A 25,765-nucleotide genomic window follows, 5' to 3' on the forward strand; every position below is an offset into this window, starting at 1 on the left:
CACGTCCCAACCAGCCCGCCGGTTTTCGGCGGCGCAGCCGCGGGGAAGTCCTCCCGCCATACGAGGTGACCGTATGTCCCTGGACGAATTGTTCAGCATGCGCGGCATCGGCCAGACCGCCGTGTCCAGCCGTACGCTCAAATCCATCCGCATATCCATCGCCTCTCCCGAAAAGATCCGGGAATGGTCGTTTGGTGAAGTCAAAAAGCCCGAGACCATCAACTACCGGACGTTCAAGCCCGAGCGCGACGGCCTTTTTTGCGCCAAGATCTTCGGACCGGTCAAAGACTACGAGTGCAACTGCGGGAAGTACAAGCGCATGAAGCACCGCGGCATCGTGTGCGAAAAATGCGGCGTCGAAGTCATCGCCTCCAAGGTCCGCCGCGAGCGCATGGGCCACATCGAACTGGCCGCCCCGGTGGCCCATATCTGGTTTTTGAAGACCCTGCCGTCCAAGATCGGCACCCTGCTCGACATGACCATGGTGGACCTGGAAAAGGTCCTCTATTTCGATTCCTATCTGGTGCTCGACCCCAAGGACACCAACCTCACCAAGTTCCAGGTCATTTCCGAGGAGCAGTACATCCAGGTCATCGACCACTACGGCGGCGAGGACGCTCTGGTCGTGGGCATGGGCGCGGAAGCCGTGCGCGGCCTGCTTGAGGAGATCGATCTGCTGACCCTTCGCGCCGAGCTGCGCGAAGAGTCCATGACCACCAAGTCGCAGACCAAAAAGAAAAAGATCATCAAGCGCCTCAAGGTCGTCGAGGCCTTCATCGAATCGGCCAACAAGCCCGAGTGGATGATCATGGAAGTCATTCCGGTCATCCCGCCTGAGCTGCGCCCCCTGGTCCCCCTGGACGGCGGCCGTTTCGCTACCTCCGATTTGAACGACCTCTACCGACGCGTGATTAACCGCAACAACCGCCTCAAGCGGCTCATTGAGCTTGGCGCGCCGGACATCATCATCCGCAACGAAAAGCGCATGCTCCAGGAAGCCGTGGATGCGCTCTTTGACAACGGCCGTCGCGGTCGGGCCATCACCGGCACCAACGGCCGGCCGCTCAAGTCGCTGTCCGACATGATCAAGGGCAAGCAGGGCCGCTTCCGCCAGAACTTGCTCGGCAAGCGCGTCGACTATTCCGGCCGTTCGGTCATCGTCGTCGGGCCCCGGCTCAAGCTCCACCAGTGCGGCCTGCCCAAAAAGATGGCCCTGGAGCTGTTTAAGCCCTTCATCTATTCCAAGCTGGAAGAAAAGGGGCTGGCCACCACCATCAAGACGGCCAAGAAGATGGTCGAGCGCGAAGAGCTGGTGGTCTGGGACATCCTCGAAGACGTGGTGCGCGAGTACCCAATTCTTCTTAACCGCGCCCCGACGCTGCACCGCCTGGGCATCCAGGCCTTTGAACCGACGCTGGTCGAAGGCAAGGCCATCCAGCTGCATCCGCTGGTCTGCTCGGCCTACAACGCCGACTTCGACGGCGACCAGATGGCCGTCCACGTGCCCCTGTCCGTGGAAGCCCAGATCGAATGCCGCGTGCTCATGATGTCCACCAACAACATCCTTTCGCCGGCCAACGGCACGCCCATCATCGTGCCGTCCCAGGATATCGTCCTTGGCTTGTACTATCTGACCATCGAACGCAGCTTCGCCCAGGGCGAGGGCAAGGTCTTTGCCGACACCGGCGAGGTCATCTGCGCCGTGGACGCCGGGGTGGTCAGCCTGCACGCCCGCATCACCTGCCGCATAAACGGCGAGCGGGTCAAAACCACGCCGGGCCGCATCATCGTTGGCGAACTCATGCCCGAGGGCGTGCCCTTCGAGCTGGTCAACACCGTGCTCAACAAGCGCAGCATCGGCAAGCTCGTGGGCGACACCTACCGCATGGCCGGCACCAAGGCCACGGTCATCCTGTGCGACCGCTTAAAGGACCTCGGTTACGAGTACGCGACGCGCGCCGGCGTCTCCATTGGCGTCAAGGACCTGGCCATTCCGTCCACCAAGGCCCGTTTGCTGGAAGCCTCCCAGAAAGAGGTGGACGACATCGAAATCCAGTACGGCGAAGGCATCATCACTCGTACCGAGAAATACAACAAGGTCGTCGACGTCTGGACCAAGGCCACCAACGACGTGGCCACGGAAATGATGAAGGAGATCTCCTGGGATACGCTCACCGATGAAGCCTCCGGGCGGGTGGAGAAGAACACCTCCAGCAACCCGATCTTCATGATGATCCACTCCGGTTCGCGAGGCAACCAGGACCAGATGCGCCAGCTGGCCGGCATGCGCGGCCTGATGGCCAAGCCGTCCGGCGAAATCATCGAGACGCCCATCACCTCGAACTTCCGCGAGGGCCTGTCGGTCGCCCAGTACTTCAACTCCACCCACGGCGCTCGAAAGGGTCTGGCCGATACGGCCCTTAAGACCGCCAACTCCGGTTACCTGACCCGTCGTCTCGTCGACGTCGTCCAGGACGTCATTATCACCGAGATCGACTGCGGCACTGTCGATGGCCTGGAGATCACCCACTACGTCAAGGCCGGCGACATCAAGCAGCGCGTTCACGAGCGCGCCCTGGGCCGGACCTGTATGTTCGACGTCTACGATCCGGTCACCGACGAGGTCATCATCCCGACCAACGCGCTCATTGACGAGCACTACGCCCAGGTCATCGAAGACAAGGGCTTCAGCTCGCTGATGATCCGCTCGACCCTGACCTGCCAGTCCAAGCACGGCGTGTGCGCCATGTGCTACGGCCGCGACCTGGCCCGGGGACACCTGGTCAACGTCGGCGAGACCGTGGGCATCATCGCCGCCCAGTCCATCGGCGAGCCGGGCACCCAGCTCACCATGCGCACCTTCCACATCGGCGGCACGGCGGCGCGCGAAATCGCCCAGTCGTCGGTGACGGCCCAGCACAGCGGCCGGATCGTGCTGTCTCGCGTCAAGTCCATCGTCAACCAGCAGGGCCACACCATCATGATGGGCAAGTCCGGCCAGGTGTCGGTGGTCGATGACCAGGGCCGCGAACGCGAGCGCTACAGCCTGCCCTCGGGCGCGAAACTGTACGCCGTGGCCGGCCAGGAAGTGAAAAAAGACCAGTTGCTGGCCGAATGGGATCCGTTCAACGAACCGTTTGTCACCGACGTCGCCGGTGTGATCAAGTTCACCGACATCGTGGAAGGCAAGACCTACCAGGAGAAGGTGGACGACGCCACCAAGCGCGCCACGCAAACCATCATCGAATACCGCACCACCTCGTACCGTCCGTCGGTCTCCATCGTGGACGAGCGGGGCAATCCCAAATACCGGCCCGGCACCAACACCCCGGCCATCTTCTCCATGCCGGTTGGCGCGATTCTCATGTTGCGCGACGGCCAGGAGGTCTTCGAAGGCGACATCATCGCCCGTAAGCCCCGCGAGTCCTCCAAGACCAAGGACATCGTCGGCGGTCTTCCCCGCGTCGCCGAGCTGTTTGAAGTCCGCAAGCCCAAGGAAATGGCGGTCGTCTCGGAAATCGACGGTCTGGTCTCCTTTGGCCCGGAAACCAAGGGCAAGCGCAAGATCATCGTCACCCCCGAGGCCGGCGATCCCAAGGAATACCTCATTCCGCGCGGCAAGCACGTCACGGTCCAGGAAGGCGACTTCGTGGAAGCCGGCGAACTGCTGACCGAAGGCTACCCGGAACTGCACGACATCCTGAAGATCAAGGGCGAGAAGTTCCTGGCCAAGTACCTCGTGGACGAAATCCAGGACGTGTACCGGTTCCAGGGCGTGGGCATCAACGACAAGCACATTGAAATCATTGTGCGCCAGATGCTCAAAAAGGTCTCCATCCTCGATTCCGGCGAGACCAACTTCCTCATTGGCGAGCAGGTGGACAAGATCCGCTTCATGGAAGAAAACGCCCGGGTCATGGAAGAGGGCCTCAAGCCCGCCATGGCCGAACCGCTGGTGCTGGGTATCACCCAGGCCTCGCTGTCCACGGATTCGTTCATCTCGGCGGCCTCCTTCCAGGAGACCACCAAGGTGCTCACCGAAGCCTCGCTCATGGGCAAGGACGACTCCCTGAGGGGACTTAAGGAAAACGTCATCGTGGGCCGGCTCATCCCGGCCGGCACCGGCTACCGTCGCTACATGGACAGCGAAATCGCCGTGCCGCGCCAGCCCGAGCGCCCCGACCGGTTCCTGGAAGAGCTGGAAGAAAGCCCCATCGTCGGCAGCATCGATCTCGACTAGCCGTCCAGGGCGTCAAACGACACGTCGGGGGACTCCGCAAGGGGTCCCCTTTTTTGTCGTGCCGGGCCAAGGGCTGCGACAAGGGGGCCGTTCCCCTGCGCAGGGACTTTGGCGGCATGGGCGCAAGACGAATCGTCCGGGATAGCGCGGCGAACCGCTGGGAGCACAAGACCTTTCCTGTTGCGAAACGGGGGCGTTTGGCGCAAATATGGACTGGAAAAGGGACTGTCCGGCAACGCCGCGCAGTGCTTTTTCGACAGGCGGCAGACGGGAAAGCCGTATGACAAACGGTTGCAGCAATCCAGCGCAGGTCAGCTGTCTGCGTTGGTTGGATGCTCTGTCGGAGTTCGTTCACTTTTTTGCCATGCTTTGCCCGGTTCGTCGCAGGGGCAAGAATCGGGTTGCCGACCATGCTGCGCACTTGGATGGGGATATTCCTGACGTTGCTGACCGTCGTTGCGCTTGGCGTATTGCAGTTCAACGGCATCGTCATCCCCAATCCTGTGCTTTTTTTTGCCCTGTCCATCGTTGTCTCGGCATTTCTCGGCGGCTGTCCGGCCGGCTTTTGCAGCGTTGCCATCTCCCTGGCCTATGTGCTTGTGGACTGGTCCCAGCCCGGGGCGCTTTTGCAGTACAGTCCGGCCAACGTCCAGCGGTTGCTGGTGTTTCTGGCCACCATGCCGCTCCTGGCGCTCCTGGTGTGCCAGCTCCACCGGACCAATCGGGCGCGCCTGACTGCCCTTATGGCCAGGACAGAAGAACTGGAAGCCAGCCGCAGACGCCTCCAGCGAGCCGAGCTGGTGGCCAGGACCGGCAACTGGGAAGTGGATGTGGCCACCGGGGCGCTCTCCACGTCCGAAGGGGCCCGGCGCATCTATGGCCTTGGCGACGGGGAGATGACCCTGGACGAGGCCAAGGACCGCCCCTTGCCCCAACATCGCCAGATGCTGGACGCCAGTTGGACCGCCATGATCGAACGCGGCGAGCCTTACGCCGTCGATTTCCAGATATTGCGGCCAACCGACGGGGCGCTGATCGACATCCACTCGCGCGCTGCCTACAACGCCGCGTCCGGCACGGTGTTCGGCATCATCCAGGACGTCACCGCCGCCAAGCAGGTGGAAGCGGCGCTTATCGCCGCCCGTCGCCGAGCCGACGAAGCCAACGCGGCCAAGAGCCGGTTTTTGGCCACCATGAGCCATGAGGTGCGCACGCCCCTCAACGGTGTGCTTGGCATGTTGCAGGTGCTGGAAGAGGCCGAACTCTCTCCCCAGGACCGCGCCTGCCTGCAAGCCGCCCTGGCTTCGGCCCGCCATCTCGGCGCGCTGGTCTCGGACATCCTGGATATTTCCCGCATCGAGTCCGGCCGCCTGGAAACGGTCTTCGAACCGTTTTCGCTGCCGGCCGTGGTCGAGGAGACCTGCGCCCCCCTGGCCGCCCTGGCCCGGGGCAAGGGGCTGAATTGGAGCCTCTGGCTCGACGAGACGTTGCCGGAGCAGGTGATTGGCGATTCCCAGAAGCTGCGCCGGGTGCTCAACAACGTCATCGGCAACGCCGTCAAGTTTACGGCCCGTGGAGGGGTGCGCCTGTCGTGTCGGCTGGTTCGCGTCCGGGCGGGGCGGGCCATGGTGCGTTGTCTGGTCGCTGACGACGGACCAGGCGTGTCCGAAGGGTTTTTGCCGCGCCTGTGCACGGTCTTTTCCCAAGAGAAAAGCCGGAACGTGCCGGAACTGCCCGGCGTCGGCCTGGGATTGTCCATTGTCCGGGAATTGATGCGCCTTGTGGGCGGCGAGGTGATCATCGACAGCCGGGCGGGGGAGGGGACCGACGTCTATTTGACCTTCGAATACCTGCTGGCCGCCGCCTGTCCGCTGCCGTACCGGAATGCCGCAGCGGCTGCCCCGACCGGACTGCGGGTGCTGGTGGCCGAGGACGACGCCATAAGCCGTCTGGCCTGTCGCCAGTTGCTGCGGCGTCTGGGCCATGTCGTCACGGACGTGGCCAACGGCGCGTTGGCCCTGGCCGCCCTGGCCGAGGCGGATTTCGATTTGGTGGTCATGGATCTGCAAATGCCGGAGATGGACGGCCTGACGGCCATCCGGGCCATTCGCGGGGAGGCCCGCTATAAGGCCAAGGCCGGCGTTCCCATCGTGGCCATGACAGCCTGCGCCTTCACCGAGGACCGGGACAGCTGTCTGGCCGCCGGAGCCGACGTCTACCTGTCCAAGCCGGTGGAAAAGGCCGCCCTTGCCCATGCCATCGAAGCGGCCCTGGCCGCGGGGCGGGGCAGGGCATAGGCCCTGTTGTCACGAGCCTGGCCGGCTTGTCAGGGACGCCGTTTCGCGGCATGGCAGAGGCGAGGGAGGACGTGCCCATGGCTGGAGGTTGGACAGCGGACGGCGCGGTGCAGGACCAGATCGCCCATTCCGTGGAGGACGAGGCGGCCCGGGCGCGTGGCCGGCTGCCGCGCGGCGAGGGCCTGCTTGTCTGCGAGGTTTGCGGCGAGGACATCCCCGAGGCCCGGAGAAAGGCCCTGCCCGGGGTGCGGCTGTGCGTGGCCTGCCAGGAGGAACGCGACGCCGACGAGGGCGCGGCCAGCCTCTACAACCGGCGCGGCAACAAGGACAGCCAGCTGCGCTGACGCCCCGAGCCCTCTTGGACTTCTCGGCCGACAGAGAGCCATCCCACGCCGAAACCCCCTTAAACCTTTCTCCATCTGGGGGGTCTGGGGGCCTCAGGCCCCCAGCCGCCGGAGGCATCCCTTCCGTTTTCTCCCTAACTCGACGTATCAAGCAGCGAGCCGGTGTCGCGAAGCAGCAGATTGAGCAGGATGTCTTCAACGGAGTTGGTGGGCTGTTGGCGTCGCGCTTCCACGGCCTGTTCCAGCAGTTCCGACTGGCCCTTGAGGTTTTCGGCCTGATATTCCAGCCCGCTTTGGCGGTTGGTGTAGATGTCGTTGATGATGGTGGTGCTGCCGAGCTTGTCCGTCACCCGGGCGAGTTCCGTGGCCCTGTCGGTGGAGTTGTTCAGGTTGGCGCTGGTGAGCTCGGTGAAATTGAGCGCGTTGAAATCCTGGAAATTGAGGTTGAAGCCGCCGTTTTTGTAGGCCTGGATATAGACGTTGCCGTTGGCGTCGATCTGGTCCGTGTCCCACTTCGTGCCGTCAAGCAGCGAGATGCCGTTGTATTCCGTCTGCGGGATGAGGCTTAAGATTTCGCTGCGCAGGGAATCGTAGGTGCTCGTCTGGGCGGCCGTCGGCGTGGTGCTGATGGATTCGATGATGGCCTTCATCTCCTCCAGATTGCTCTTGATGGTGGCCACGCTCTCGTTGGCGATGCCGACCATGGCGGCCGCTTCCGAGACGTTGGCGGAATTTTGCAGCGTGGTGCGCACGTCGGCCCGAAGCGTGCCGGTGATGGCCTCGTCAAAGGGGTTGGTGCGCGGCACGACGTTGCGCGGTGCGAGCATCATGTCGCGCAGGCTTTGCCCAACCGGTCCCGACTGGAACAGGAAGTTGCTCAACAGGCTTTGCTGCATCAGCTGCATCGAGGTGTCGATGAGCAGGCTGCGTTCGTAATCGCTCAGCGCCATGGCCGTCCGCCCCGTTAAAATATCCCTTTACGTTGTCATCGGCCGCAACCGGGGGGGACTTTAGGCGTCATCAGGAAATTCCCGGCCAGGGGCGGGAATGTGGAGAGGGGCGATGTCGGGTGACCGGGCAGGGGCCGCGACGGGGGGGAGGGCCGGCAAAAACCGTCTGGCCCTGGCCGCGAGGCGCGCAAGCGTCTGGGAAACGGCCCCGCCGTCGCCGATGGCGCCAGCCGGGCCGGCACGTCGATGGTTGTCGACGGCCGGCCCCGGACAGCTGCGGCACGGCGACGTCGTCGGAAGCGGCCGATGCCTTACGAGGTTGGGCAGGGACCGCGATCCGGGGAATAGCGGTTGACGATGGGCAGCCGCCAGTCCTTGCCGAAGGCCCGGGAGGTGATCTTGGGGCCGGGCGGGCTTTGGCGGCGCTTGTATTCGTTGCGGTCCACCAGCCGCGTCACCCGGTCCACCACGGCCGGGTCCAGGCCGCGCTCCAGCATGGCCGCCGGGGACAGCCCCAGTTCCACATAGGCCCGCAAGGCCGGGTCCAGCACGTCGTATTCGGGCAGGGAATCGGAATCCTTCTGGTTGGGCCGCAGCTCGGCCGTGGGCGGCTTGACCAGCACCCGCTCGGGGATGACGTCGAGGCCGGCTTGTTCGTTTCGCCAGCGCGACAGGGCGTAGACCAGGGTCTTGGGCACGTCCTTTATCACGGCGTAGCCGCCGGCCGTGTCGCCGTAGAGGGTGGAATAGCCCACGCCCACCTCGGACTTGTTGCCCGTGGTCAGCACCAGCCGGCCGAACTTGTTGGACAGGGCCATGAGCAGCGTGCCGCGAACGCGCGGCTGGAGGTTTTCCTCGGTGACGTCAAAGGGCCGGTCGCCGAAGATGGGGCCAAGGGCGTCGAGGAAGGCCTGGAAGATCGGCTCGATGACCACGGTCTTGAGCTCAATGCCCAGGCGCTCGGCCAGGGCCTTCGCGTCTTCCAGGCTGTCGTCTGAGGAAAACCGGGTGGGCATGGCCACCCCCAGCACGTTTTCCGGCCCCAGGGCGTCGGCGGCGACGGCGGCTGTCAGCGACGAGTCGATGCCGCCGGAAAGGCCCAGGGCCACGCCGCAAAAGCCGGATTTGCGAACATAATCCCGGGTGGCCGTGACCAGGGCGCGGTAGACTTCGGCCACCGGTTCCAGGGGCGCGGCCATGGTGGCCTGGGCCAGGGCCGGCCGGGCCGGCGAGGCCAGGGGAGAAAGGGCCGTGCGGACCGGGCGGCAGGCCGGGGCCGGCTCCCATTTGCGGCAGCGCGGGTCAAGCAAGCGCTGGCGGGTGGGCAGATCGACGTCAAGATCGCACCAGACCATGTCCTCGTCGAATTGCCGCCCCCGGGCCAGGAGGGAACCGTCCGGGGCGAAGACCAGACTGTGGCCGTCGAAGACCAGCTCGTCCTGGCCGCCGACCAGATTGGCGTAGGCCACAAAGGCCCCGTTGTCCGCCGCTCGGGTGGCCAGCATCCGCTCCCGGGACGTCCCCTTGCCCATGTGGTAGGGCGAGGCGGAAATGTTGATGAGTAGCCGCGCCCCGCCGTGCTTGGCCTGCTCGGTGGGCGGCCCGTCGGGGTACCAGATGTCCTCGCACACGGACACGCCGAAAGTGAGCCCCCCCCGGTCGAAGACCGTGGTCCCCTGGCCGGCGGCGAAATAGCGGTTCTCGTCGAACACGCCGTAATTGGGCAAAAACCGTTTGGCCACGAGGCCGGCCACAGCCCCGTCATGGGCGATAATGGCGGCGTTTACGAGGTCGCCCTCAAACCAGGGGCAGCCGAAGATCGCCGTCAGCCCCTGGCTCTCCCGGGCGATGTCCCTGGCGGCGGCCATGCAGGCGGCCACGAAATCGGGCTTGAGCAGCAGATCCTCGGGCGGATAGCCGGCCACGACCATTTCCGGGAATACGACGATGTCGGCTCCGCCGTTCCGGGCCGCGTGCAGGCGGGAGACGACGGCGGCGGCGTTGGCGGCCACGTCGCCGACGGTGGGATTGAGCTGGCAAAGGGCCAGGCGAAGGGCGGGCATGGCGGCCTCCTTAGGCGGTCAGGTTCCGGGAATCTCTAGCTCTTCTTGCACCTGCCGGCAACCGTGGCGGGACAGGGGAGGGCGATCAGAGCGGCATTAGCCCTTGCCGTCGTTCTTCCTGCCGCGTATGTCTGAAACCATGCATAATCCTGAATTGTTCTTCGCCGGCGAAGAGGGCGTTTTCGATGCGGCTGGCTGCAGCCGTCGAACCATGGCCAGGGGCCGCCGGGGCGGAGGTGTTGCTTGAAGGGTTTTCGCGCCCCAGGGGTCGTACGCCCCGGCGTGGCGCGTCGCCCGGTTTGGTTGCAGCCGGGAGGCGGCCTCCTGGCGTTGGTCTTTCTGACGTGTCTGGCCTGCCTGGCCGGCCCGGCCCGGGCCGAACTGGCGGACTTCACGCCCGAAGAGCGGGCCTATGTCCGCGACCTCGGGCCGGTGACGGTCTGCGTGGACCCGGACTGGCCGCCTTTCGAGCGTTTAAATGCCCGGGGGCAGTACGAGGGCGTGGGGGCCGACCTGTTTCGGCTGGCGGCCGAGGTGGCCGGGCTGCGTTACCGCATCGTGCCCACGGCTGATTGGGACGAGTCCGTGGCCGCCTCCAAGGACGGCCGCTGCCGGCTTTTGGCTTTTCTCAACCAGACCCCGGCCCGGGATGAGTGGCTTTTATTCACCCCGCCGCTTTTCACCGACGCCAATGTCTTCATCACCCGGGAGGAACATTTCTTCATCGCCGATCCGGCCGAGCTGACCGGAGAAACCATCGTCTTTCCCTCCGGCACCTCCATGGAGGAGCGGGTGCGCCGGGACTATCCCAACCTGCGCGTATTAAACAGCGCCTCGGAGCGCGAGGCCCTGGACATGGTGTCCGAGCGCAAGGCCGACATGACCCTGCGTTCCCTGGTGGTGGCCGCCTACACCATCAAAAAGGAAGGGCTTTTCAACCTCAAGATCGCCGGCAAGCTGCCGGGCTACGACAATGCCCTGCGCATCGGCGTGTCCAAGGACATGCCCCAGTTGCGCGATATCCTCAGCAAGGCCGTGCGCACCATCACCCCGGCCGAACGCGAGGAGATCGTCAACCGCCACGTGTCCATCAACGTCGAGACCGTGACCGATTACGGGCTTGTCGGCCGCATCGCGGCGGGCTTTGCCCTCATCGTGGCCATCGTCGTGGCCTGGAACCTGCGCATCAACAAGCTTTACGCCGAGCTGGAGCGCCGTTCCCGCACCGATCCGCTCACCGGTCTGGCCAACCGCACCCATCTCGACGCCGTGCTGCGCCAGGAGGCCGACCGGGCCGAGCGCTACAACCGGCCCTTTGCCGTCATCCTGTTCGACGTGGACCTCTTCAAGGCCGTCAACGACGCCCACGGCCATCTGGTCGGGGACAAGGTGCTCAAAACCCTGGCCAAAGCGGCCCAGGCGACGGTGCGGGCCAGCGACATGGTGGGCCGCTGGGGCGGCGAGGAATTTCTTGTCCTGTGCCCGGAAACCGACGCCGCCTCGGCCCTGGTCCTGGCCGAGCGCCTGCGCCTGGCCGTGCGGGGAGAACCCTTCGAGACCGGCTCAGTTCAGACTGTGAGCCTGGGCGTGGCCGCCTTTGCCCCGGGCGACTCCGTGGACAGCCTGCTGATCCGGGCCGATGACGCCCTGTACCGGGCCAAAAACGCCGGCCGCGACCGGGCCATGGCCGCCTGAGCGCCAGCCGCCTCTGGCATTATCCTGCCTCCTGCTGCCCGTCTGCTTGCCGCGCAGGCCGGGGCTGCTCAAGGCCGCCGCGAGTGAGTCTTGTGCGCCGCCTTCGCCGTTGTCGTCGGCCCGCCCCCCTTGGTGGCGACGCAAAACCGTGCTACGCTGGCGGGAATCCCGGACCAGCCCGCGTTTGTCCTGAGCCATGACGCGGCCGGACCGGCGGCGCGTTTGGGCGGACGACGAGCGGCGGCAACGGCAACCGGGCGGGGTGGCGGATGCGGACCGAGGGGACACCAGCGGCGGCGCAGGGCGTGGAACAGGCCGAGAAACAGGCCGTGGCCGCGCTTTTTCAGGAAGGACGGCTGGGCGAAATCGTCGAGCGGGCCACGAAGCTCACCGTGCTCCACCCAGGCGACGCCTACGGCTGGACGGTCTTGAGCGCCGCCATGCTGCGCCAGGGACGAAACGAGCAGGCCATTTCCCCGCTGCGGCGCGCCTTGACCATCTCCCCGCGGCAGGCGGGGCTTTACAGCAATCTCGGGCTGGCGCTTTTCGGCCTGGGGCGGACGGAGGAAGCCATGGACTGCTTCGAGCAGGCCCTTGCCATAGACCCCGATTCCGTGGCCGCCCGGAACAACCGGGGCAGCGCCCTGGAAGCTTGCGGCCGCCTGGAAGAGGCGCGCCTGGAATACGAGGCCTCCCTCGACCTTAAACCGGACCAGCCGCGCACCCTCTACAATCTCGCCAACACCCTCTACGCCCTGGGCCGGCCGGCCGAGGCCGTGCCGCGCTACCAGGCGGCCCTGACCCTGTGCCCGGACTACGCCTACGCCCTGGCCAACTGCGGCGTGGCCCTAACCGCCCTGGGGCGCGCCGCCGAGGCCGAGGACTGCGCCCGGCGGGCGCTGCGCCTGGAACCCGGCCTGGTCGAGGCCCGCATCCTGCTGGCCAACACACTGCTTGCGCGCGGCTATCCGGCCGAGGCCCTGACCGTGGTCGAGGCCGGCCTGGACCTAACGCCCGGGCCGGAACTGCGCCGGCTCTTTGTCGCCTGTCTGCGCGGCCAGCCGGCCCCGGCTGCCGGCACGCCCCGGCGCGAGCGGCTTCTGGCCGCCCTGACCGACCCTTGGACCCGGAGCGTCGAGGTGGCGGGCGTGGTCTCGCCCATGCTGGAAGCCGATCCGGCCATCGCCGGCTGCCTGGAACGGGCGCTCAACACCTGGCCCGGACGACTCACGCCCCAGGATCTCTACGGCCCGGCCGGCCCCGGGGCCGTGGCCGGAGACGCGCTGCTGCGCGCCTGGCTCGACGCCGGCCCGGCCTCTTCCCCGGCCCTGGAGCGATTCCTGACCCTGGCCCGGTCCTGCCTGCTGGCCCAGGCCGCCGCCGACGAACCCCATGTCCGCGACGTCACCCCCGCCGACGAGCGGGTGACGGCCTTCCATGCCGCCCTGGCCCGGCAATGTCGGGTTAACGAGTATGTATTTCATGTGACGGCCGAGGAGGAAGTGGCCGTGGCCGTGCTGCGGGACTGTCTGGCCGACGCCCTGGCCGGCTGCGGGCTCATTGCCCCGTCCTGGGTGCTGGCCGCCGCCGCCTACGGCCCGCTTCGGGCCGTGCCCGGCCATGCCGGGCTGTTGGAGCGTCCCTGGCCCGAGGCCGTGGGCCGCGTCCTGACGCAGCAGCTCGTCGAGCCGGCGGCCGAGCAGGAGCTTCGCGGCCGCATCCCGGCGCTCACCCCCATCGAGGACGGCGTGTCCCGGCTGGTGCGGCGGCAATACGAGGAAAATCCCTATCCCCGCTGGGTGTTGCCGGCCCCGGCCGAAGCGCCGATGACGCTGGCCGCCAATTTGCGCGAACGCTTCCCCCGGGCCGATCTGGCCGGCGTGCCCGACGGGCCGACCCTGGACGTGCTGGTGGCCGGCTGCGGCACGGGGCAGCATTCCCTGGAGACGGCCCGGGCTTACCTTGGCGCGCGGGTGCTGGCCGTGGACCTCAGCCTCACCAGCCTGTGCTATGCCCGGCGCAAGGCCCTGGAGCAGGGCGTGGGCAACATCGAATACGCCCAGGCCGACCTGCTGCGCCTGAGCGGGTTGGGGCGCGACTTCGATCTGGTGGAGTCTTCCGGCGTCCTGCACCATCTGGCCGATCCGGCCGGGGGCTGGCGGGCGCTTTTGCCGCTGGTGCGCCCGGGCGGGGTCATGCGCATCGGGCTTTACAGCCGCCTGGCCCGGCGCGGCATCGCCAAGGTGCGCCGGATGATCGCCGACCGGGGCCTGGACGCCACGCCCGAGACCATTCGGGCCTTTCGCCAGGAGCTTTTGGACATGCCCTGGGAACCGAGCTGGGGCCGCTTTCTGCTGGGGGATTTTTTCAGCGCCAGCGGTTGCCGGGATTTGCTGTTCCATGTCCAGGAACACTGCCTGGACCTGCTGGAGATCAAGACGTTTTGCCTGGAAAACGGCCTTCGTATCATTGGCCTGGAAGCCGAGCCGGAAGTTATTGCGGCCTACCATGCCCGCTTTCCGGACGATCCGGCCGCTGTCAATCTGAGCAACTGGCACGCCTTCGAGGCCGACAATCCGGACACGTTTCTCAACATGTACCAGTTCTGGGTGCAGCGGACGGCCTGATCCTCATGGATAAGTGGAAAGTCGCGCCGTCTGTCGCGCTGGATGGAGAGGCGAGAACGCACGACGGAGAGGACTGGATCGTGCGCGAGGCCGAGTTTCAGGAGGCGGGGGCCGTGGCGGAACTCGTCGCCCTGGCTTACGGCGACGTGGCCCGGCGTTTCGACCTTCACGCCGGCAACTGCCCGACTCATCCCTCGCTCATGACCCGGGAGCGCATCGAGCGCGGCATGGCGCTCGGCACGACCATGTTGCTGGCCTTCGACAGGGGGACGCTTTGCGGCTGCGTAGGCCTGCGCCAGCCGGTCGAGGGGGACAGCATCCTGGAACGACTGGCCGTGGCTCAGGCCTGCCGCCGCCTGGGGCTTGGCCGGACGCTGGTCGGCCGGGCTTGCTCCCTGGCCGGGCGGATCGGCGCGGGGCAGGTCGAAATCGGCATCATCGCCAAGCAGCACGAGTTGCGGCAGTGGTACGAAACCCTGGGGTTTCGGGCCGTGCGCACGGCGCGTTTCGAGTCTCTCCCCTTCGAGGTCCTTTATCTGCGAAAGGCCGTCGGGGCCAAGGCCCCGGGCTAGGGCGGCGCTTCGTGATCCGACCGGCCGGCGTGTTCCCGATGCGCCGAACACCGCCTAGGGCAGCACTTTTCCCGGATTCAGAAGCCCCGCCGGATCGAAGGCGGCCTTGATGCCGCGTTGCAGGGACAGGCTCCTCTGCGACAACTCCATGTCGATAAAGGGCCGCTTGGCGATGCCGATGCCGTGCTCACCGGACATGGTGCCGCCCAGGGCCAACACCTCGGCGATGAGATCCCTGGCCAGGGCCATGGCCCTGTCTCGGCTGCCGGCTTCGCCCGTGATGTTGACGTGGATGTTGCCGTCGCCGGCATGGCCGAAGGCGTAGACCCTAAGCCCATGGCGCTGCCCCAGGGCCGGCAAGGCGTCGATGAGGTCCGGGATGCGGGCGATGGGCACGGCTACGTCCTCGGACAGGTAAAAGGGCGCGCTCTCGTGGATGCGGGTGGAAATCTGGCGGCGAATGCCCCACAATTCCTCGCGCTCCTGGGCGTTTTGCGCCGGCAGCACGGCCAGCGCTCCGCCATCGCGACACACGGCCTCCATGCGCCCGATGTCCCGCGCCGCCTGATCCGGGTCGCCGTCGGCCTCGAAAAGGAGCAGAGCCGCTTCCGGACCGGGCAGCTCGAAAGGCAACAATTCGGCCACGATGCCCAGACACGCTCGATCCATAAGCTCCAGGGCGCAGGGCGAAACGCCGCCGGCCATCACCGCCGCCACCGCCGCCACGGCCGCGCGCGCGTCCGGAAAAAGCGCCGCCGCCGCCCGCACCTCGCGCGGATGCGGAATAAGCTTCACCGTCAGCTCGGTGATGATCCCCAGCGTCCCCTCCGACCCGACCATAAGCCCGGTCAGGTCGTAGCCCACCACGCCCTTGCGCGTGGCCGTGCCGCAACGCACCACCTCGCCGTCCGGCAAAACGGCCGTCAGCCCCAACACATAATCGCGGGTGACGCCGTATTTCACGCAGGCCGGACCGCCGGCGTTGGTGGCGGCGTTGCCGCCAAGGGTGCAGGTGGTCAGGCTGGCCGGATCGGGCGGATAAAAAAGCCCTGCCTCCTTGGCCGCCTGGCGCAAGGTCTGGGTCACCACCCCGGCCTGGACCGCGGCGCACAAATTGGCCGTGTCCAACAGCGTAATACGGGCCATGCGCGACAAATCGACCACCACGCCGCCCGCAACCGCCAGACAGCCGCCCGCCAGCCCCGTGCCGGCCCCGCGCGGCGTCACGGCAAAACCATGCCGGCCGGCCAGCACCATCAGCCGGCTCACGTCCCCGGCATCGGCCGGAAAAAACACCGCCTCGGGCGGAATGAGCAAACCGGCGTCGTCCTTGGCGGCAGCGTCCCTGGCCGCCTCGTCATAAACAAAGCCCGGCCCAAGTTCGCGCCCCAGCGCGTCCAGCAATGCGGCGTTCATGGTGTGTGTCCTTTAGGGAAGAGGGGAGGATGAGAAGAGGGGAAGAATAAGATGCCTCCGGCGGCTGGGGGCCTGAGGCCCCCAGACCCCCCGACTGAAGAAATTTTTCAGGGGGTTCGACGGCGATTGCAACACCCACGAGGGCCGACATATTCCCGCCCATCCCCCTTAAACCATTTGGGGGGTCCGGGGGCCTCAGGCCCCCGGCCGCCGGAGGCATTCTTCTCTTTCTCTCACTACTCGCGTTTGCTTTCGAAGCCTGGGATCTCCAGTTTCTTTTCGGCGATCTTGAGGAGGAACGAGGCGATGGTGACCAGGGCCAGGTAGTACAGCCCCACGACGATGAAGACTTCGGTATTGCGGAAGCTGGACTTGGCCAGGCTGCGTCCCATGCCGGTCAGGTCGCTGACGGTGATGATGGAGGCCAGGGACGAGTATTTGATGAGGTAGATGATTTCGTTGCCGCAGCCTGGCAGCGCCCGGCGGAAGGCCTGGGGCAGCACCACCGAGGTGACGGACTGGAAGGGCGTCATGCCCAGGGCCTGGGCGGCGCGCAGCTGGCCGCGCTTGATGGAAAGCAGCCCCCCCCGGATGTATTCGGACTGGTAGGCGCCGCTGCACAGGGCAAATCCGACGATGGCGGCCCACATGGGCGACAGCACCAGGGCGAAATCGCCGATGCGCACGTAGGGCAGGGCGAAGTACCAGAAGTAGAGCTGCACGACCAGCGGCGTGCCGCGAAACAGCGACACGTAGGCGTCAAGGGTCTTGACCACCGGGCGCGGACCGTAGACCCGCAGCGCGCCCACGGACACGCCGATGGCCACGCCGAAAAGCGAGGCCGGCACGATAAGCAGGATGCTGGTCCACAGTCCGGCGTCCAGGGCCGGGATGATGCGCTCCCAGGCAAAGGCGAAAAAATCGTCCATGGGCGTCCTTAGGCCCGGGGAGCCGGGGCGATTTCGCAGTGGCCGTCGCCGGCCAGTTCGCTGAGCTTGGCGCAAAACGACTGGGTGCGGCTGCCGGAGTCGCGGGCGAGCAGTTGGGAGGGCGCGCCGCGTTCCACGATGCGTCCGCGCTCCATGAACAGGAATTCGTCGGCCAGGGCGGCGGAAAAGCTGATCTGGTGGGTGGCCATGACCATGGTCATGCCGAGGTCGGCCAGATCGCGGATGACGGTGAGCACCTCGCCGATGAGTTCGGGGTCCAGGGCCGAGGTGGGTTCGTCGAGCAGCAGCACCTTGGGGTCCATGGCCAGGGCCCGGGCCACGGACACGCGCTGTTTCTGGCCGCCGGAGAGCTGGGCCGGGTAGAGGGTGGACTTGTCGGCCAGCCCGACCCGGGCGAGTTCTTCCATGGCCCGGTTGGTGGCGGCCCGCTTGTCCAGGCCCTTGACCTTCACAAGCGCCACCCGGACGTTTTCCAGGGCCGAGAGGTGGTCAAAGAGGTTGAAGTCCTGGAAGATCATGCCCACCTGCTGGCGCAGGGCCAGCAGTTCTTTTCTGCTTTTGCCGTCCACGGCCTTGCCGTCCAGGGAAATGGTCCCGGAGTCCGGGGGCGACAGGAAATTGATGCAGGATAAAAGCGTGGACTTGCCGGCTCCGGAGGGGCCGATGAGGACTTTTAAGTGCCCCTTTTTGACGGAAAACGAGACATCGTCCAGGATGCGCTGGCCGCCGATGGTCTTGACGATGTTCTCCACGCGCAAAATGACCGGATCGTCCATGCTACAGGCTTCCCTGGTGCGCGTATCCGGGGATGCGCACCTTGGCTTCGAGGCGTTTGAGGGTTTTGATGCCGGCCCAGGTGAGGAAGAAAAAGAGCGCTCCGGCCAGGATGGACAGGGGCAGCGGCTGGTGGGTGGTGGCGGCCACGGCGCGGGTGCGGGCCATGACTTCCAGGACGCCGATGGTAAAGGCCAGGGCGGAGTCCTTGAGCAGGATCGAATATTCGTTGGACCAGGCCGGGATGGCCAGGCGCAGGGCCTGGGGCAGGATGATGGTGCGGATGGCCACGGCGTCGCTCATGCCCAGGGCCCGGGCGGCCTTGAGCTGGCCGGCGGGCAGGCTGGCCATGGCCCCTCGGAAAATTTGCGACTGGTAGGCGGCGCTGGTCAGCCCCAGCACGATGACGGCCGAGAGGAATCCCGAGGACAGCGGCAGAAACGCCAGGGCCGGGATTTCGCTCAGGTAGGCCATGATGCCGAAATAAAAGAGGTAGAGCTGCACGAGGATGGGCACGCCGCGAAAGAGCCAAACGTAGCCGGCCACGGCCTTGCGGGTGAGCGGATGGCCGTAGACGTGGAGCACGGCCAGGGGCACGCCGAGGACAAAGCCCACGAGCATGGCTCCGAGAATAAGCCCTGCCGTCCACCACAGTCCGCCGAGAATGTAGGGCATGGCCTCCCAGCTGGCCTGCGCGGCGGTGATAAATCCTTCCATGAAATACGTCCGGGGGAGCGCCCCGGGCCGCGCGTAAGGCGCGTGGCCCGGGAGCGTTGCGGGAAAGCGGGCTTGCTAGATGCCGTACTTGGCCTTGAGTTCCTTCCAGTAGGGGTCGGCCATGAGGAGCTTGAGGCCCTCGTTGACCTTGGCCTGGAATTCCTTGTCTTCCTTGCGCATGGCGTAGCCGTACTTTTCGGGGGCGGCGTCGAAGGTGCCGGCGATCTTGAAGCCGGGGGCCTTCATGACTTCGGCGGCGATGGTGCTGTCCATGCCGGATCCGGCGATGCGGCCGATTTTCACGTCTTCCATGGACAGGTCGGTGGAGTCGTAGGGCACGAGTTCGAACTTGTAGCCGGGCTGGCCGACGAAGCCTTCGAGGAGCTTGGCGGTAACGGTGCCGCGCTGGACGCCGATCTTCTTGCCTGACTTGAGGATATCGGCAAAGGGCGTGGCTTCCTTGTCGCCAACGACCAGGACCTGGGTGACTTCGTAGTAGGGGATGGAGAAATCGACTTTCTGGGCGCGTTCGGCGGTGGCGCTCATGCCGGAAGCGATGATGTCGATCTTTTTGGCCAAAAGGGCGGGGATGATGCCGTCCCAATCCATGGGCTGGTGTTTGACCTTGAAGCCCATCTTTTTGGCGATCCAGTCCAGGGATTCGACGTCGAAGCCGGTGGGTTTGCCGGCCTTGTCGACGAAGCCGAAGGGCGGAAAGCCGAAATCGATGCCGTTGACGTAGACTTTTTCCTCGGCCTGGGCCAGGCCGCCGAAGCACAGGACAAAGGCGGCCAGGGCGGCCAGAAGAAGGCCAAAACGTTTGCGCATGGTTCGCTCCCGGGGTTGAAGGTGGCAGATGCGGGGACAAGAACGTATCCGACGTCGCCGGGTGTCCGGCGCGACTGGCCAAGCTCAAATCCGCAAGCGAAAAAAGTAACAGACAACCCCCTGGCGATCAAGGCCGGCGTCGGCCGGGCGGGCCGGAAACAGGGCGCTTGGGCCGTTGCCTTGGTCTCCCCGCCGAACTGCGCGGAATCATAAAAACACATCTCAGGCGGGTTGAGCCGCGAGGGGGCCACGGTAAACGAATTCTCCTCGTGTTCGCGGGCTTCAAGGAAGATTTTTCAAGCGGTTCCAGGGAGCACTTGTATGCACCAGAAAAAAAAGACCCACCAAGGGGTTACGAGCCAAGAGATACTTTAAAGAATTGTGCAGCGGATTCGCAATGAGATTGGCAAACAGTTTCTGGCATGGTAAGGGGTATTTACGGTGTATTTGTGCCCAGAGAACAGAACTCGAGACACAAAAGGAAGAAGGTGGACAATGGTCGTTAACAAATTGTCTCTCCGGGATACGTCGATATTGAAAGCAATATCCATTATATTCATAGTGCTACATAATGCTTTGCATCCAATTTACAGGCCAACAAAGGTATGTAACGAGTTTGATTTTTCCATTTCCCGGATACAGTTTTTTTGGGACAACGTGTCCAATAATATTCTTGCCCTGCCAAATTGTATTTTGATGGCATTTGGGTATGTCGGGGTGGCCTACTTCTTCTTCTTTTCAGCCTATGGACTTGCCTACAAATTCAATAAAAGCGAGAACGTTCCATACTGGGAATTTGTAAAAACGAGACTGGTCAAGTTATATATCCCCATAGCCCTATCAACGTTATTTCTGCTCGTCTTTGTGCTGTTGTTCGGACAATACGGAACCCATGCAAGACTCAGTCCTTACCATCTGCTGTTGCAACTCGCAACTTTCGTAAATTTCACTTCGAGTTATGACGCAGTCATTGTTGGCCCCTGGTGGTTTTTGGGAGCAATAATTCAACTTTATTTTGTCCTGCATATTTTGATGTGGGGAACGAAAAAGTACGGGAATTATTTTCTTCTGGTGATTTCAATTGCTTCCATATTTATACTGATGACGTTTAACAACCTGTTGTCAGAATACATTTTTTTAAAAAAGAATATCATCGGATGGCTGCCGGAAGTGTCGCTGGGCATTTACTTCGTGCGAAGCCGTAAAATTGAAATCACAAACGTACAAGCGACGGTGCTGGCCGCAGTTTGTTTGCTCTTGTACCTTCTTGGCAATGTCTATGAGTTTTTTTGGTATTTTTCGTCCTTCGCAATTCTTTTGTTTTGCGTCATCGTCTCGCACCCTGTCTTATTGTTCGTGCACAAGTTTTGCCGGCTTGATGATTTCTTGAACTATACAGGAAAAATTTCAGTCTACATGTTTCTTGTCAACGGGATAATACGAGAGCCAATCATCGAATTGTACAGCAGGCCGTCTTCGACTGTTCTAACACATTCAATCTGTGCCTTGACCATTCTCGTTCTTTCGTTTTTCGTCGCAGTGCTCTTGATGTTCATTCAAGAAAAGACTGCTGCCGCTTTGAATAGTGGCACCTCGTGATGTATATCCCTCTGGCGTAGCCAATTTGCAAAGAGATCGTTGCAACAAGTCGAATGCAGCTCGCGGTGAGACGTATCTTTTCGTTTTGAGACGCAACAATTTGATGTTGGGGAGAGAAATGCGGAAAATGGCACGTATGCTTTTGGCCTTTGTCGTTGTTGTTCTTTTGAACGGCTGCTGCGGGGCGGGCTTACAACCCCATGCCGGGCAATCGTTGCCACCGGTACAGCTTGATCTTGCGACGTTCGACTCCGGATTTGGCGGGTTTTTCACGGCAAAATGCATGCTGGATCAAGCGCCGGAGTTGCTTAAGAAATACAATGTCGCCATTTCCATTACGCATTATGGCGATTCCAAACATGCCCCATATGGGAACAAGCCCCCCTCGGAGATTGCGAGGCTGACCGGGCTTGGCGTGGAAAAGGCCTTGGAAGACGGAGCCGAGGTCGTGGCCATCGCCTGCAATACCGCCTCGACACAGCATCCTGCCGTCATCGAAAACATCAAGCAGAAGTATCCGGACAAGGAGCACTCCGTCCTGTCAATCATAACGCCGACCATAGGCGCCGTAAAAGAACGTCTGGACAAGCTTCTCGCCACGAATGAGACGGCGACGCTCGCTATATTCGCAACGCCGGCAACAGTGAAAAGCATGACCTATCCCGCGAAGCTGGCGGACATCTATCAAGGGAAGCTGGAGAATGGCGACATCCAGGAAATCAGGCAAGACGACTGGAAGGACTCCTCCCGGCAAACGGCCAATTTTGTTTCTCGCAGCCTCGTCCGGCTTCCCAAAAAGAAAACCATATTCATCTACCAGTTTGCGCCGGGGAACTGGGTCAGCATGATTGAAGAAGGCGCTTTGCAAGACGTCAAACAACGGATCGTTCAGGATGACGTAAGACAATTTCTTGCAAGGCTTTCTCTGGATCACGCTCTTTCCGTTGTCGGCCTGTTTTGCACGCATTACCCCGTATTCAAAGGTCTTATTGCAAAGGAGATGATGGCGGAAAAGGCTGCTGATTCCTCCACACAATTTGTTGAGCAAGGAGATTTTGCTGCAAGTTACGCCTATGCCGCCATTTATTCACAATACAAAGATAAAGTTAGGGATTTTACTGTTTCAGAACAGGAACTTGCAGGGCTTGTTGAGAGAGCGAAGCCTAAGGTTGTGATAAGCGGAGACAATGTATCCCAGACACAAAATCTGGTGAGGACCATTTTTCCTGAATTAAAGGACGTTATCGTCGTCAATGAATCTTTTTCCTCAGCGCCATGAAGTGCATGAGTCTGCGCCGAAAAGCACAAGAGGCCTTTTCTTGGCCGCTTACCTTTTCGGCCAGAGTGCATCCCCCGGGAAGACATACCTGGCAACATCGGCCGCCGGTGTGCGTTTCGACAAGGTGTTGCATTGGCCCTGTCATGGCGCGACGTGCCCGCTCCTGGTCTGCTCCGGAACCGTATCCGCCAGCTCCCGCGAGAAATCCTGAAGGACCAACAAAGAGATAATCAGACGAGCTGGGTGCCAAGCACCCGGTTGCGGCCGGCCATCTTGGCTTCATAGAGTTTGCGGTCGGCCAGGCACAGCAGGTTCTCGGCGCTGCCCCCGGCCTTGGGCACGCAGCAGGCCGCGCCCAGGGTGATGGTGACCACCTTGGAAACGCACGAGCCGTCGTGGGTCAGGCCCAAGTCGGACACGGCCAGACGCATGGCCTCGGCCAGATGCATGGCCCCGGCCAGGTCGGTCTCTTCCAGGATGACGACGAATTCCTCGCCGCCAAACCGCGCCGCCAGATCGCCCGGGCGCTTGAGCACGCCGGCCAGGGTGGCGGCCACGGCCTTCAGGCATTCGTCGCCGGCCATGTGGCCGTAGGTGTCGTTGTAGGCTTTGAAACAGTCGATGTCGGCCATGAGCAGGCTCATGGACGTCGCCCCGCGCATGGCCTGCCGCCAGGCCCGGTTGAGGCAGTCGTTGAAGCGGCGGCGGTTGGCGATGCCGGTCAGGCCGTCACGCATGGACAGCGTTTCCAGCAGATCGCCCCGGCGCTTGAGTTCCACATGGGTGCGCACCCTGGCCTGGACGATGGGGACGCTCACCGGCTTGACGATGTAGTCCACGGCCCCCAGGGCCAGCCCCAGCGTCTCGTCGGCCACGTCGCCCTTGGCCGTCAGGAAAATGATGGGGATGTTGCGGGTGGCCGCCCGGGCCTTGAAACGGCGGCAGACTTCGTAGCCGTCCATGTCGGGCATGAGGATGTCGAGCAAAATAAGGTCCGGCGGACTTTCTTCCACCAAACGCAGAGCCTGGGCGCCGCTGGAGGCGATGCGCACGTCGTATTCGCTGCGCAGGGCTTCGGTCAAGACAGCCAGGTTGGAAGGGGCGTCGTCAACGATGAGGATCGTTGCCGGGGCGGTGGGCAATTCCATGCAGTAGGCTCCGCAACATGAGGCGAGTAAGGCTGTCTAGCCTCTCGATGGGGGGAAGGCAAGGCCGTTAACGTTGGGACGCGCCCGGCCGCCGGTTGGTGAGCCATACCCCGGCCAGCACCAGCGCCCCCCCCACGGCCAGGGCCGGGGACAGCGGCTCGTCCAACAGCGCATGGCCAAGGATCACGGCCACCACCGGCACGAGGTTGATAAACACCCCGGCCTTGGTCGGGCCGATGGCCTTGACGCCTTCATAATACCAGGAAAACCCGTAGCCCGTGGCCAGGATGCCGAAAAAGCCCACGCAGCCCCAGGCGATAGGCCCGGCCGCCGCCACGTCGCGCCACAGGCCCGAGGCCAACGCCGGCGGCAACAGCATGGCCGCGCCCAGGATGCACGACCAGGCCACGGCGCTGTACGGCCCCACCCGCTCCATGGCTTTCTTGCCGGCCAGGGTGTAGGCGGCCCAGGCGGCCACGCAGCCGAAGATGCACAAATCCCCCGTCGAAAGCCCCTTGGCCAACAGCGCCGCCGGATCGCCGCCCGAGACGATGCAGCCCACGCCGGCAAACGAGATGGCGATGCCGGCGATCTTGAGCTTAGTGAAACGCTCACGGAAAAACAGACCTGAAAACAGCGCCACCACCGACGGGATGCAGGCCACGATAAGCGCCGCCCGGCCGGCCGGCACGGTGCGAAGCCCGGCGAAAAACAGCGCGTTGTAGGCAAAGATGCCCGTGGCGGCCAGGGTCAGCAGCCAGGGCAGGTCGCGCCGGGCCAGCCTGGGGAATTTTCCCTCCACGCGGGCAGTCAGGCAAAAGAGGAACACCGAAGCCAGGGCGAAACGCAAAAACGCCGCCGAAAACGGTCCCATGTAGGTGGACAGCACCCGGCCGGCCACCCAGGTGCCGCCCCACAGCACGGCCGAACCGACGAGTTTGCAGTAGATTCGCGTCATGGCCAGGCTCCTTTTCCCTTCGGGGGGAGCTTGTTCGCATAATCACTTGCAAAAGTCATGCGTTACGGCGTTTACCCGGCTGATTTTCCGGGGTAGGCTGCCCCAAACCCGGAGCAGCCATGGAACCCATGAACTTCAATTTCCAGTGCGGCGACCCGCCGCCGCCAAGCGGCATCTCCATCGGCATCGTCGGGGCCGGCCCCTCGGGCCTGGCAGCCGCCGGCTACCTGTCGTGCCTGGGCCATGCCGTCGAGGTCTACGACAAGATGCCCAAACCCGGCGGGCTGATGCTGTTCGGCATCCCCGGCCACCGCATCCCGCGCGAGCGTATCGAGGCCGGCACGTTGCGCATGGCCCGCCAATACGGCGTGGTCTTCCACACCCACACCAAGATCTGCTGCAGCGCGCCGCTTTTTGAGGAAGAGGGCGACCATTTCTGCACCGAGGTCAAGGGCCTGGGCGAAATGATCACCAAGCACGAAGCCATCATGATCGCCACCGGCTCCTGGCGCTCGCGCAAGCTCGGCATCCCCGGCGAGGACCTGCCCGGGGTGTGCTCGGGCCTGGAATTTCTCTTCCCCATCCGGGCCGCCCACTACTGCGCCCCGGGAGTCAAGGCCCCGGACGTGGCCGGCAAGAAGGTCGTGGTCATCGGGGCCGGGCACTCGGCCGTGGATGTGGCCCACGGCGCGGCCGCCCTGGGCGCGGCCTCCGTCGACATGCTCTACCGCCGCACCCGGGCCGAAGCCCCCTGCGGACGCCTCGAAGTCGAACGCCTGGAAGCCGCCGGCGTGGTCTGGCACGAAGGCTGCCTGCCCGAGGCCGTCCTTGGCGAGACAGCGGCCACGGGCATCGTCTGCAAACAAGGCGGCCTGGAGCGCGGCTTCGAAGCCGACCTCGTCGTCGCCGCCATCGGCGAGGTGGCCACGCCGCCCTTTGCCAAGGAACTCGGCCTTGAATCCGTGCGCAAGGGCGAAGTGCGCTGGCTCAACATGACCGCCATCGAAAACGTGTTCGTGGCCGGCGATGCCCTCACCGGCCCCAGCAAGATCGGCAAGGCCATCTATTCCGGGCTGCGCGCCGCCCGCTCCCTGGCCCAGTGGCTCGACCTCAAGGCCCAGAACCGCCAGACCGAATTCACCGGCGACGAACTCATCAGCCGCGAAGCCGAACGCTTCCCCGGCGGCGATTTCCGCGACGCGCCCAGGGTAAGGGGAAGATAATTAAAGACGAAGATGCCTCCGGCGGCCGGGGGCCTGAGGCCCCCGGACCCCCCACATGGGAAAGGGGGACGATTGCAGCGGGAGT

At 64.1% G+C, this 25,765-nt stretch carries 18 protein-coding genes; 9 read left to right on the plus strand and 9 right to left on the minus strand.

What is annotated here, in order from left to right; genetic code table 11:
* The first annotated feature begins 73 nt into the window (after positions 1-73).
* The 3 genes from rpoC to C3Y92_RS06705 all read left to right on the plus strand — a co-directional run bounded on the left by rpoC (position 74) and on the right by C3Y92_RS06705 (position 6,881).
* Positions 74-4,240 (plus strand): DNA-directed RNA polymerase subunit beta', encoded by a 4,167-nt coding sequence (gene rpoC, locus C3Y92_RS06695; RefSeq protein WP_129350916.1) that lies wholly within the window; start codon positions 74-76, stop codon positions 4,238-4,240.
* Between the two features lie 410 nt (positions 4,241-4,650).
* Positions 4,651-6,537 carry a hybrid sensor histidine kinase/response regulator gene (locus C3Y92_RS06700; protein ID WP_129350919.1) on the plus strand — a complete coding sequence of 629 codons (1,887 nt, stop codon included), beginning with the start codon at positions 4,651-4,653 and terminating at the stop codon, positions 6,535-6,537.
* A 77-nt stretch (positions 6,538-6,614) separates the two neighbouring features.
* Positions 6,615-6,881 (plus strand): DksA/TraR family C4-type zinc finger protein, encoded by a 267-nt coding sequence (locus C3Y92_RS06705; RefSeq protein WP_129350922.1) that lies wholly within the window; start codon positions 6,615-6,617, stop codon positions 6,879-6,881.
* A 134-nt stretch (positions 6,882-7,015) separates the two neighbouring features.
* Here C3Y92_RS06705 and C3Y92_RS06710 read toward each other — a convergent pair whose 3' ends face one another.
* Entirely contained in the window at positions 7,016-7,831 is an 816-nt protein-coding gene (locus C3Y92_RS06710) for a hypothetical protein (protein ID WP_129350925.1), read from the minus strand.
* A gap of 311 nt (positions 7,832-8,142) precedes the next feature.
* Positions 8,143-9,894 (minus strand): NAD+ synthase, encoded by a 1,752-nt coding sequence (locus C3Y92_RS06715; RefSeq protein WP_129350928.1) that lies wholly within the window; start codon positions 9,892-9,894, stop codon positions 8,143-8,145.
* 330 nt (positions 9,895-10,224) lie between these two features.
* Between C3Y92_RS06715 and C3Y92_RS06720 the strand changes: the two genes are divergently transcribed.
* From C3Y92_RS06720 to C3Y92_RS06730, 3 genes are all read left to right on the plus strand, one after another.
* The gene (locus C3Y92_RS06720; RefSeq protein WP_235669635.1) at positions 10,225-11,589 is read left to right on the plus strand and encodes a diguanylate cyclase; all 1,365 of its coding nucleotides are present in this window, start codon (positions 10,225-10,227) and stop codon (positions 11,587-11,589) included.
* A gap of 305 nt (positions 11,590-11,894) precedes the next feature.
* Positions 11,895-14,216: a tetratricopeptide repeat protein gene (locus tag C3Y92_RS06725; RefSeq protein WP_235669636.1), complete on the plus strand. Its 2,322-nt coding sequence runs from the start codon at positions 11,895-11,897 to the stop codon at positions 14,214-14,216.
* A gap of 5 nt (positions 14,217-14,221) precedes the next feature.
* Positions 14,222-14,788 (plus strand): GNAT family N-acetyltransferase, encoded by a 567-nt coding sequence (locus C3Y92_RS06730; RefSeq protein ID WP_129350934.1) that lies wholly within the window; start codon positions 14,222-14,224, stop codon positions 14,786-14,788.
* Positions 14,789-14,842: 54 nt separating this feature from the next.
* Here C3Y92_RS06730 and C3Y92_RS06735 read toward each other — a convergent pair whose 3' ends face one another.
* The 5 genes from C3Y92_RS06735 to C3Y92_RS06755 form a co-directional block, all read right to left on the minus strand.
* On the minus strand, positions 14,843-16,204 hold the full coding sequence (locus tag C3Y92_RS06735) for an FAD-binding oxidoreductase (protein ID WP_129350938.1): 1,362 nt from the start codon (positions 16,202-16,204) through the stop codon (positions 14,843-14,845).
* Positions 16,205-16,440: 236 nt separating this feature from the next.
* Positions 16,441-17,133: an amino acid ABC transporter permease gene (locus C3Y92_RS06740; RefSeq protein ID WP_015861754.1), complete on the minus strand. Its 693-nt coding sequence runs from the start codon at positions 17,131-17,133 to the stop codon at positions 16,441-16,443.
* An 8-nt stretch (positions 17,134-17,141) separates the two neighbouring features.
* Entirely contained in the window at positions 17,142-17,930 is a 789-nt protein-coding gene (locus C3Y92_RS06745; RefSeq protein WP_129350940.1) for an amino acid ABC transporter ATP-binding protein, read from the minus strand.
* Between the two features lies 1 nt (position 17,931).
* Entirely contained in the window at positions 17,932-18,645 is a 714-nt protein-coding gene (locus C3Y92_RS06750; RefSeq protein ID WP_129350943.1) for an amino acid ABC transporter permease, read from the minus strand.
* Between the two features lie 75 nt (positions 18,646-18,720).
* Positions 18,721-19,473: an ABC transporter substrate-binding protein gene (locus tag C3Y92_RS06755; RefSeq protein WP_129350946.1), complete on the minus strand. Its 753-nt coding sequence runs from the start codon at positions 19,471-19,473 to the stop codon at positions 18,721-18,723.
* 495 nt (positions 19,474-19,968) lie between these two features.
* On the opposite strand from C3Y92_RS06755, the gene C3Y92_RS06760 reads away from it, so the two are divergent.
* Together C3Y92_RS06760 and C3Y92_RS06765 are read left to right on the plus strand one after the other, a co-directional pair.
* The gene (locus C3Y92_RS06760) at positions 19,969-21,072 is read left to right on the plus strand and encodes an acyltransferase family protein (RefSeq protein WP_129350949.1); all 1,104 of its coding nucleotides are present in this window, start codon (positions 19,969-19,971) and stop codon (positions 21,070-21,072) included.
* A gap of 127 nt (positions 21,073-21,199) precedes the next feature.
* Positions 21,200-22,351, plus strand: a complete 1,152-nt coding sequence (locus C3Y92_RS06765) for a glutamate racemase (protein WP_165352075.1) — start codon at positions 21,200-21,202, stop codon at positions 22,349-22,351.
* A gap of 230 nt (positions 22,352-22,581) precedes the next feature.
* Here C3Y92_RS06765 and C3Y92_RS06770 read toward each other — a convergent pair whose 3' ends face one another.
* Both C3Y92_RS06770 and C3Y92_RS06775 read right to left on the minus strand, forming a co-directional pair.
* Complete coding sequence (locus C3Y92_RS06770) at positions 22,582-23,499, minus strand: diguanylate cyclase (RefSeq protein WP_129350954.1); 918 nt, start codon at positions 23,497-23,499, stop codon at positions 22,582-22,584.
* A gap of 67 nt (positions 23,500-23,566) precedes the next feature.
* Entirely contained in the window at positions 23,567-24,457 is an 891-nt protein-coding gene (locus C3Y92_RS06775; protein WP_129350957.1) for a DMT family transporter, read from the minus strand.
* A 119-nt stretch (positions 24,458-24,576) separates the two neighbouring features.
* Here C3Y92_RS06775 and C3Y92_RS06780 point away from each other — a divergent pair, with 119 nt between their 5' ends.
* The gene (locus C3Y92_RS06780) at positions 24,577-25,680 is read left to right on the plus strand and encodes an FAD-dependent oxidoreductase (RefSeq protein WP_129350960.1); all 1,104 of its coding nucleotides are present in this window, start codon (positions 24,577-24,579) and stop codon (positions 25,678-25,680) included.
* The last annotated feature ends 85 nt before the right edge of the window (positions 25,681-25,765 follow it).

Source organism: Solidesulfovibrio carbinolicus (assembly GCF_004135975.1).
Lineage (GTDB): Bacteria > Desulfobacterota > Desulfovibrionia > Desulfovibrionales > Desulfovibrionaceae > Solidesulfovibrio > Solidesulfovibrio carbinolicus.

What these genes read in the sequence shown, in the direction of transcription:
- rpoC (WP_129350916.1), top strand. Translation starts at nt 74, where the DNA reads ATGTCCCTGGACGAATTGTTCAGCATGCGCGGCATCGGCCAGACCGCC.
- C3Y92_RS06700 (WP_129350919.1), top strand. Translation starts at nt 4,651, where the DNA reads ATGCTGCGCACTTGGATGGGGATATTCCTGACGTTGCTGACCGTCGTT.
- C3Y92_RS06705 (WP_129350922.1), top strand. Translation starts at nt 6,615, where the DNA reads ATGGCTGGAGGTTGGACAGCGGACGGCGCGGTGCAGGACCAGATCGCC.
- C3Y92_RS06710 (WP_129350925.1), bottom strand. Translation starts at nt 7,831, where the DNA reads ATGGCGCTGAGCGATTACGAACGCAGCCTGCTCATCGACACCTCGATG.
- C3Y92_RS06715 (WP_129350928.1), bottom strand. Translation starts at nt 9,894, where the DNA reads ATGCCCGCCCTTCGCCTGGCCCTTTGCCAGCTCAATCCCACCGTCGGC.
- C3Y92_RS06730 (WP_129350934.1), top strand. Translation starts at nt 14,222, where the DNA reads ATGGATAAGTGGAAAGTCGCGCCGTCTGTCGCGCTGGATGGAGAGGCG.
- C3Y92_RS06735 (WP_129350938.1), bottom strand. Translation starts at nt 16,204, where the DNA reads ATGAACGCCGCATTGCTGGACGCGCTGGGGCGCGAACTTGGGCCGGGC.
- C3Y92_RS06740 (WP_015861754.1), bottom strand. Translation starts at nt 17,133, where the DNA reads ATGGACGATTTTTTCGCCTTTGCCTGGGAGCGCATCATCCCGGCCCTG.
- C3Y92_RS06745 (WP_129350940.1), bottom strand. Translation starts at nt 17,930, where the DNA reads ATGGACGATCCGGTCATTTTGCGCGTGGAGAACATCGTCAAGACCATC.
- C3Y92_RS06750 (WP_129350943.1), bottom strand. Translation starts at nt 18,645, where the DNA reads ATGGAAGGATTTATCACCGCCGCGCAGGCCAGCTGGGAGGCCATGCCC.
- C3Y92_RS06755 (WP_129350946.1), bottom strand. Translation starts at nt 19,473, where the DNA reads ATGCGCAAACGTTTTGGCCTTCTTCTGGCCGCCCTGGCCGCCTTTGTC.
- C3Y92_RS06760 (WP_129350949.1), top strand. Translation starts at nt 19,969, where the DNA reads ATGGTCGTTAACAAATTGTCTCTCCGGGATACGTCGATATTGAAAGCA.
- C3Y92_RS06765 (WP_165352075.1), top strand. Translation starts at nt 21,200, where the DNA reads ATGGCACGTATGCTTTTGGCCTTTGTCGTTGTTGTTCTTTTGAACGGC.
- C3Y92_RS06770 (WP_129350954.1), bottom strand. Translation starts at nt 23,499, where the DNA reads ATGGAATTGCCCACCGCCCCGGCAACGATCCTCATCGTTGACGACGCC.
- C3Y92_RS06775 (WP_129350957.1), bottom strand. Translation starts at nt 24,457, where the DNA reads ATGACGCGAATCTACTGCAAACTCGTCGGTTCGGCCGTGCTGTGGGGC.
- C3Y92_RS06780 (WP_129350960.1), top strand. Translation starts at nt 24,577, where the DNA reads ATGGAACCCATGAACTTCAATTTCCAGTGCGGCGACCCGCCGCCGCCA.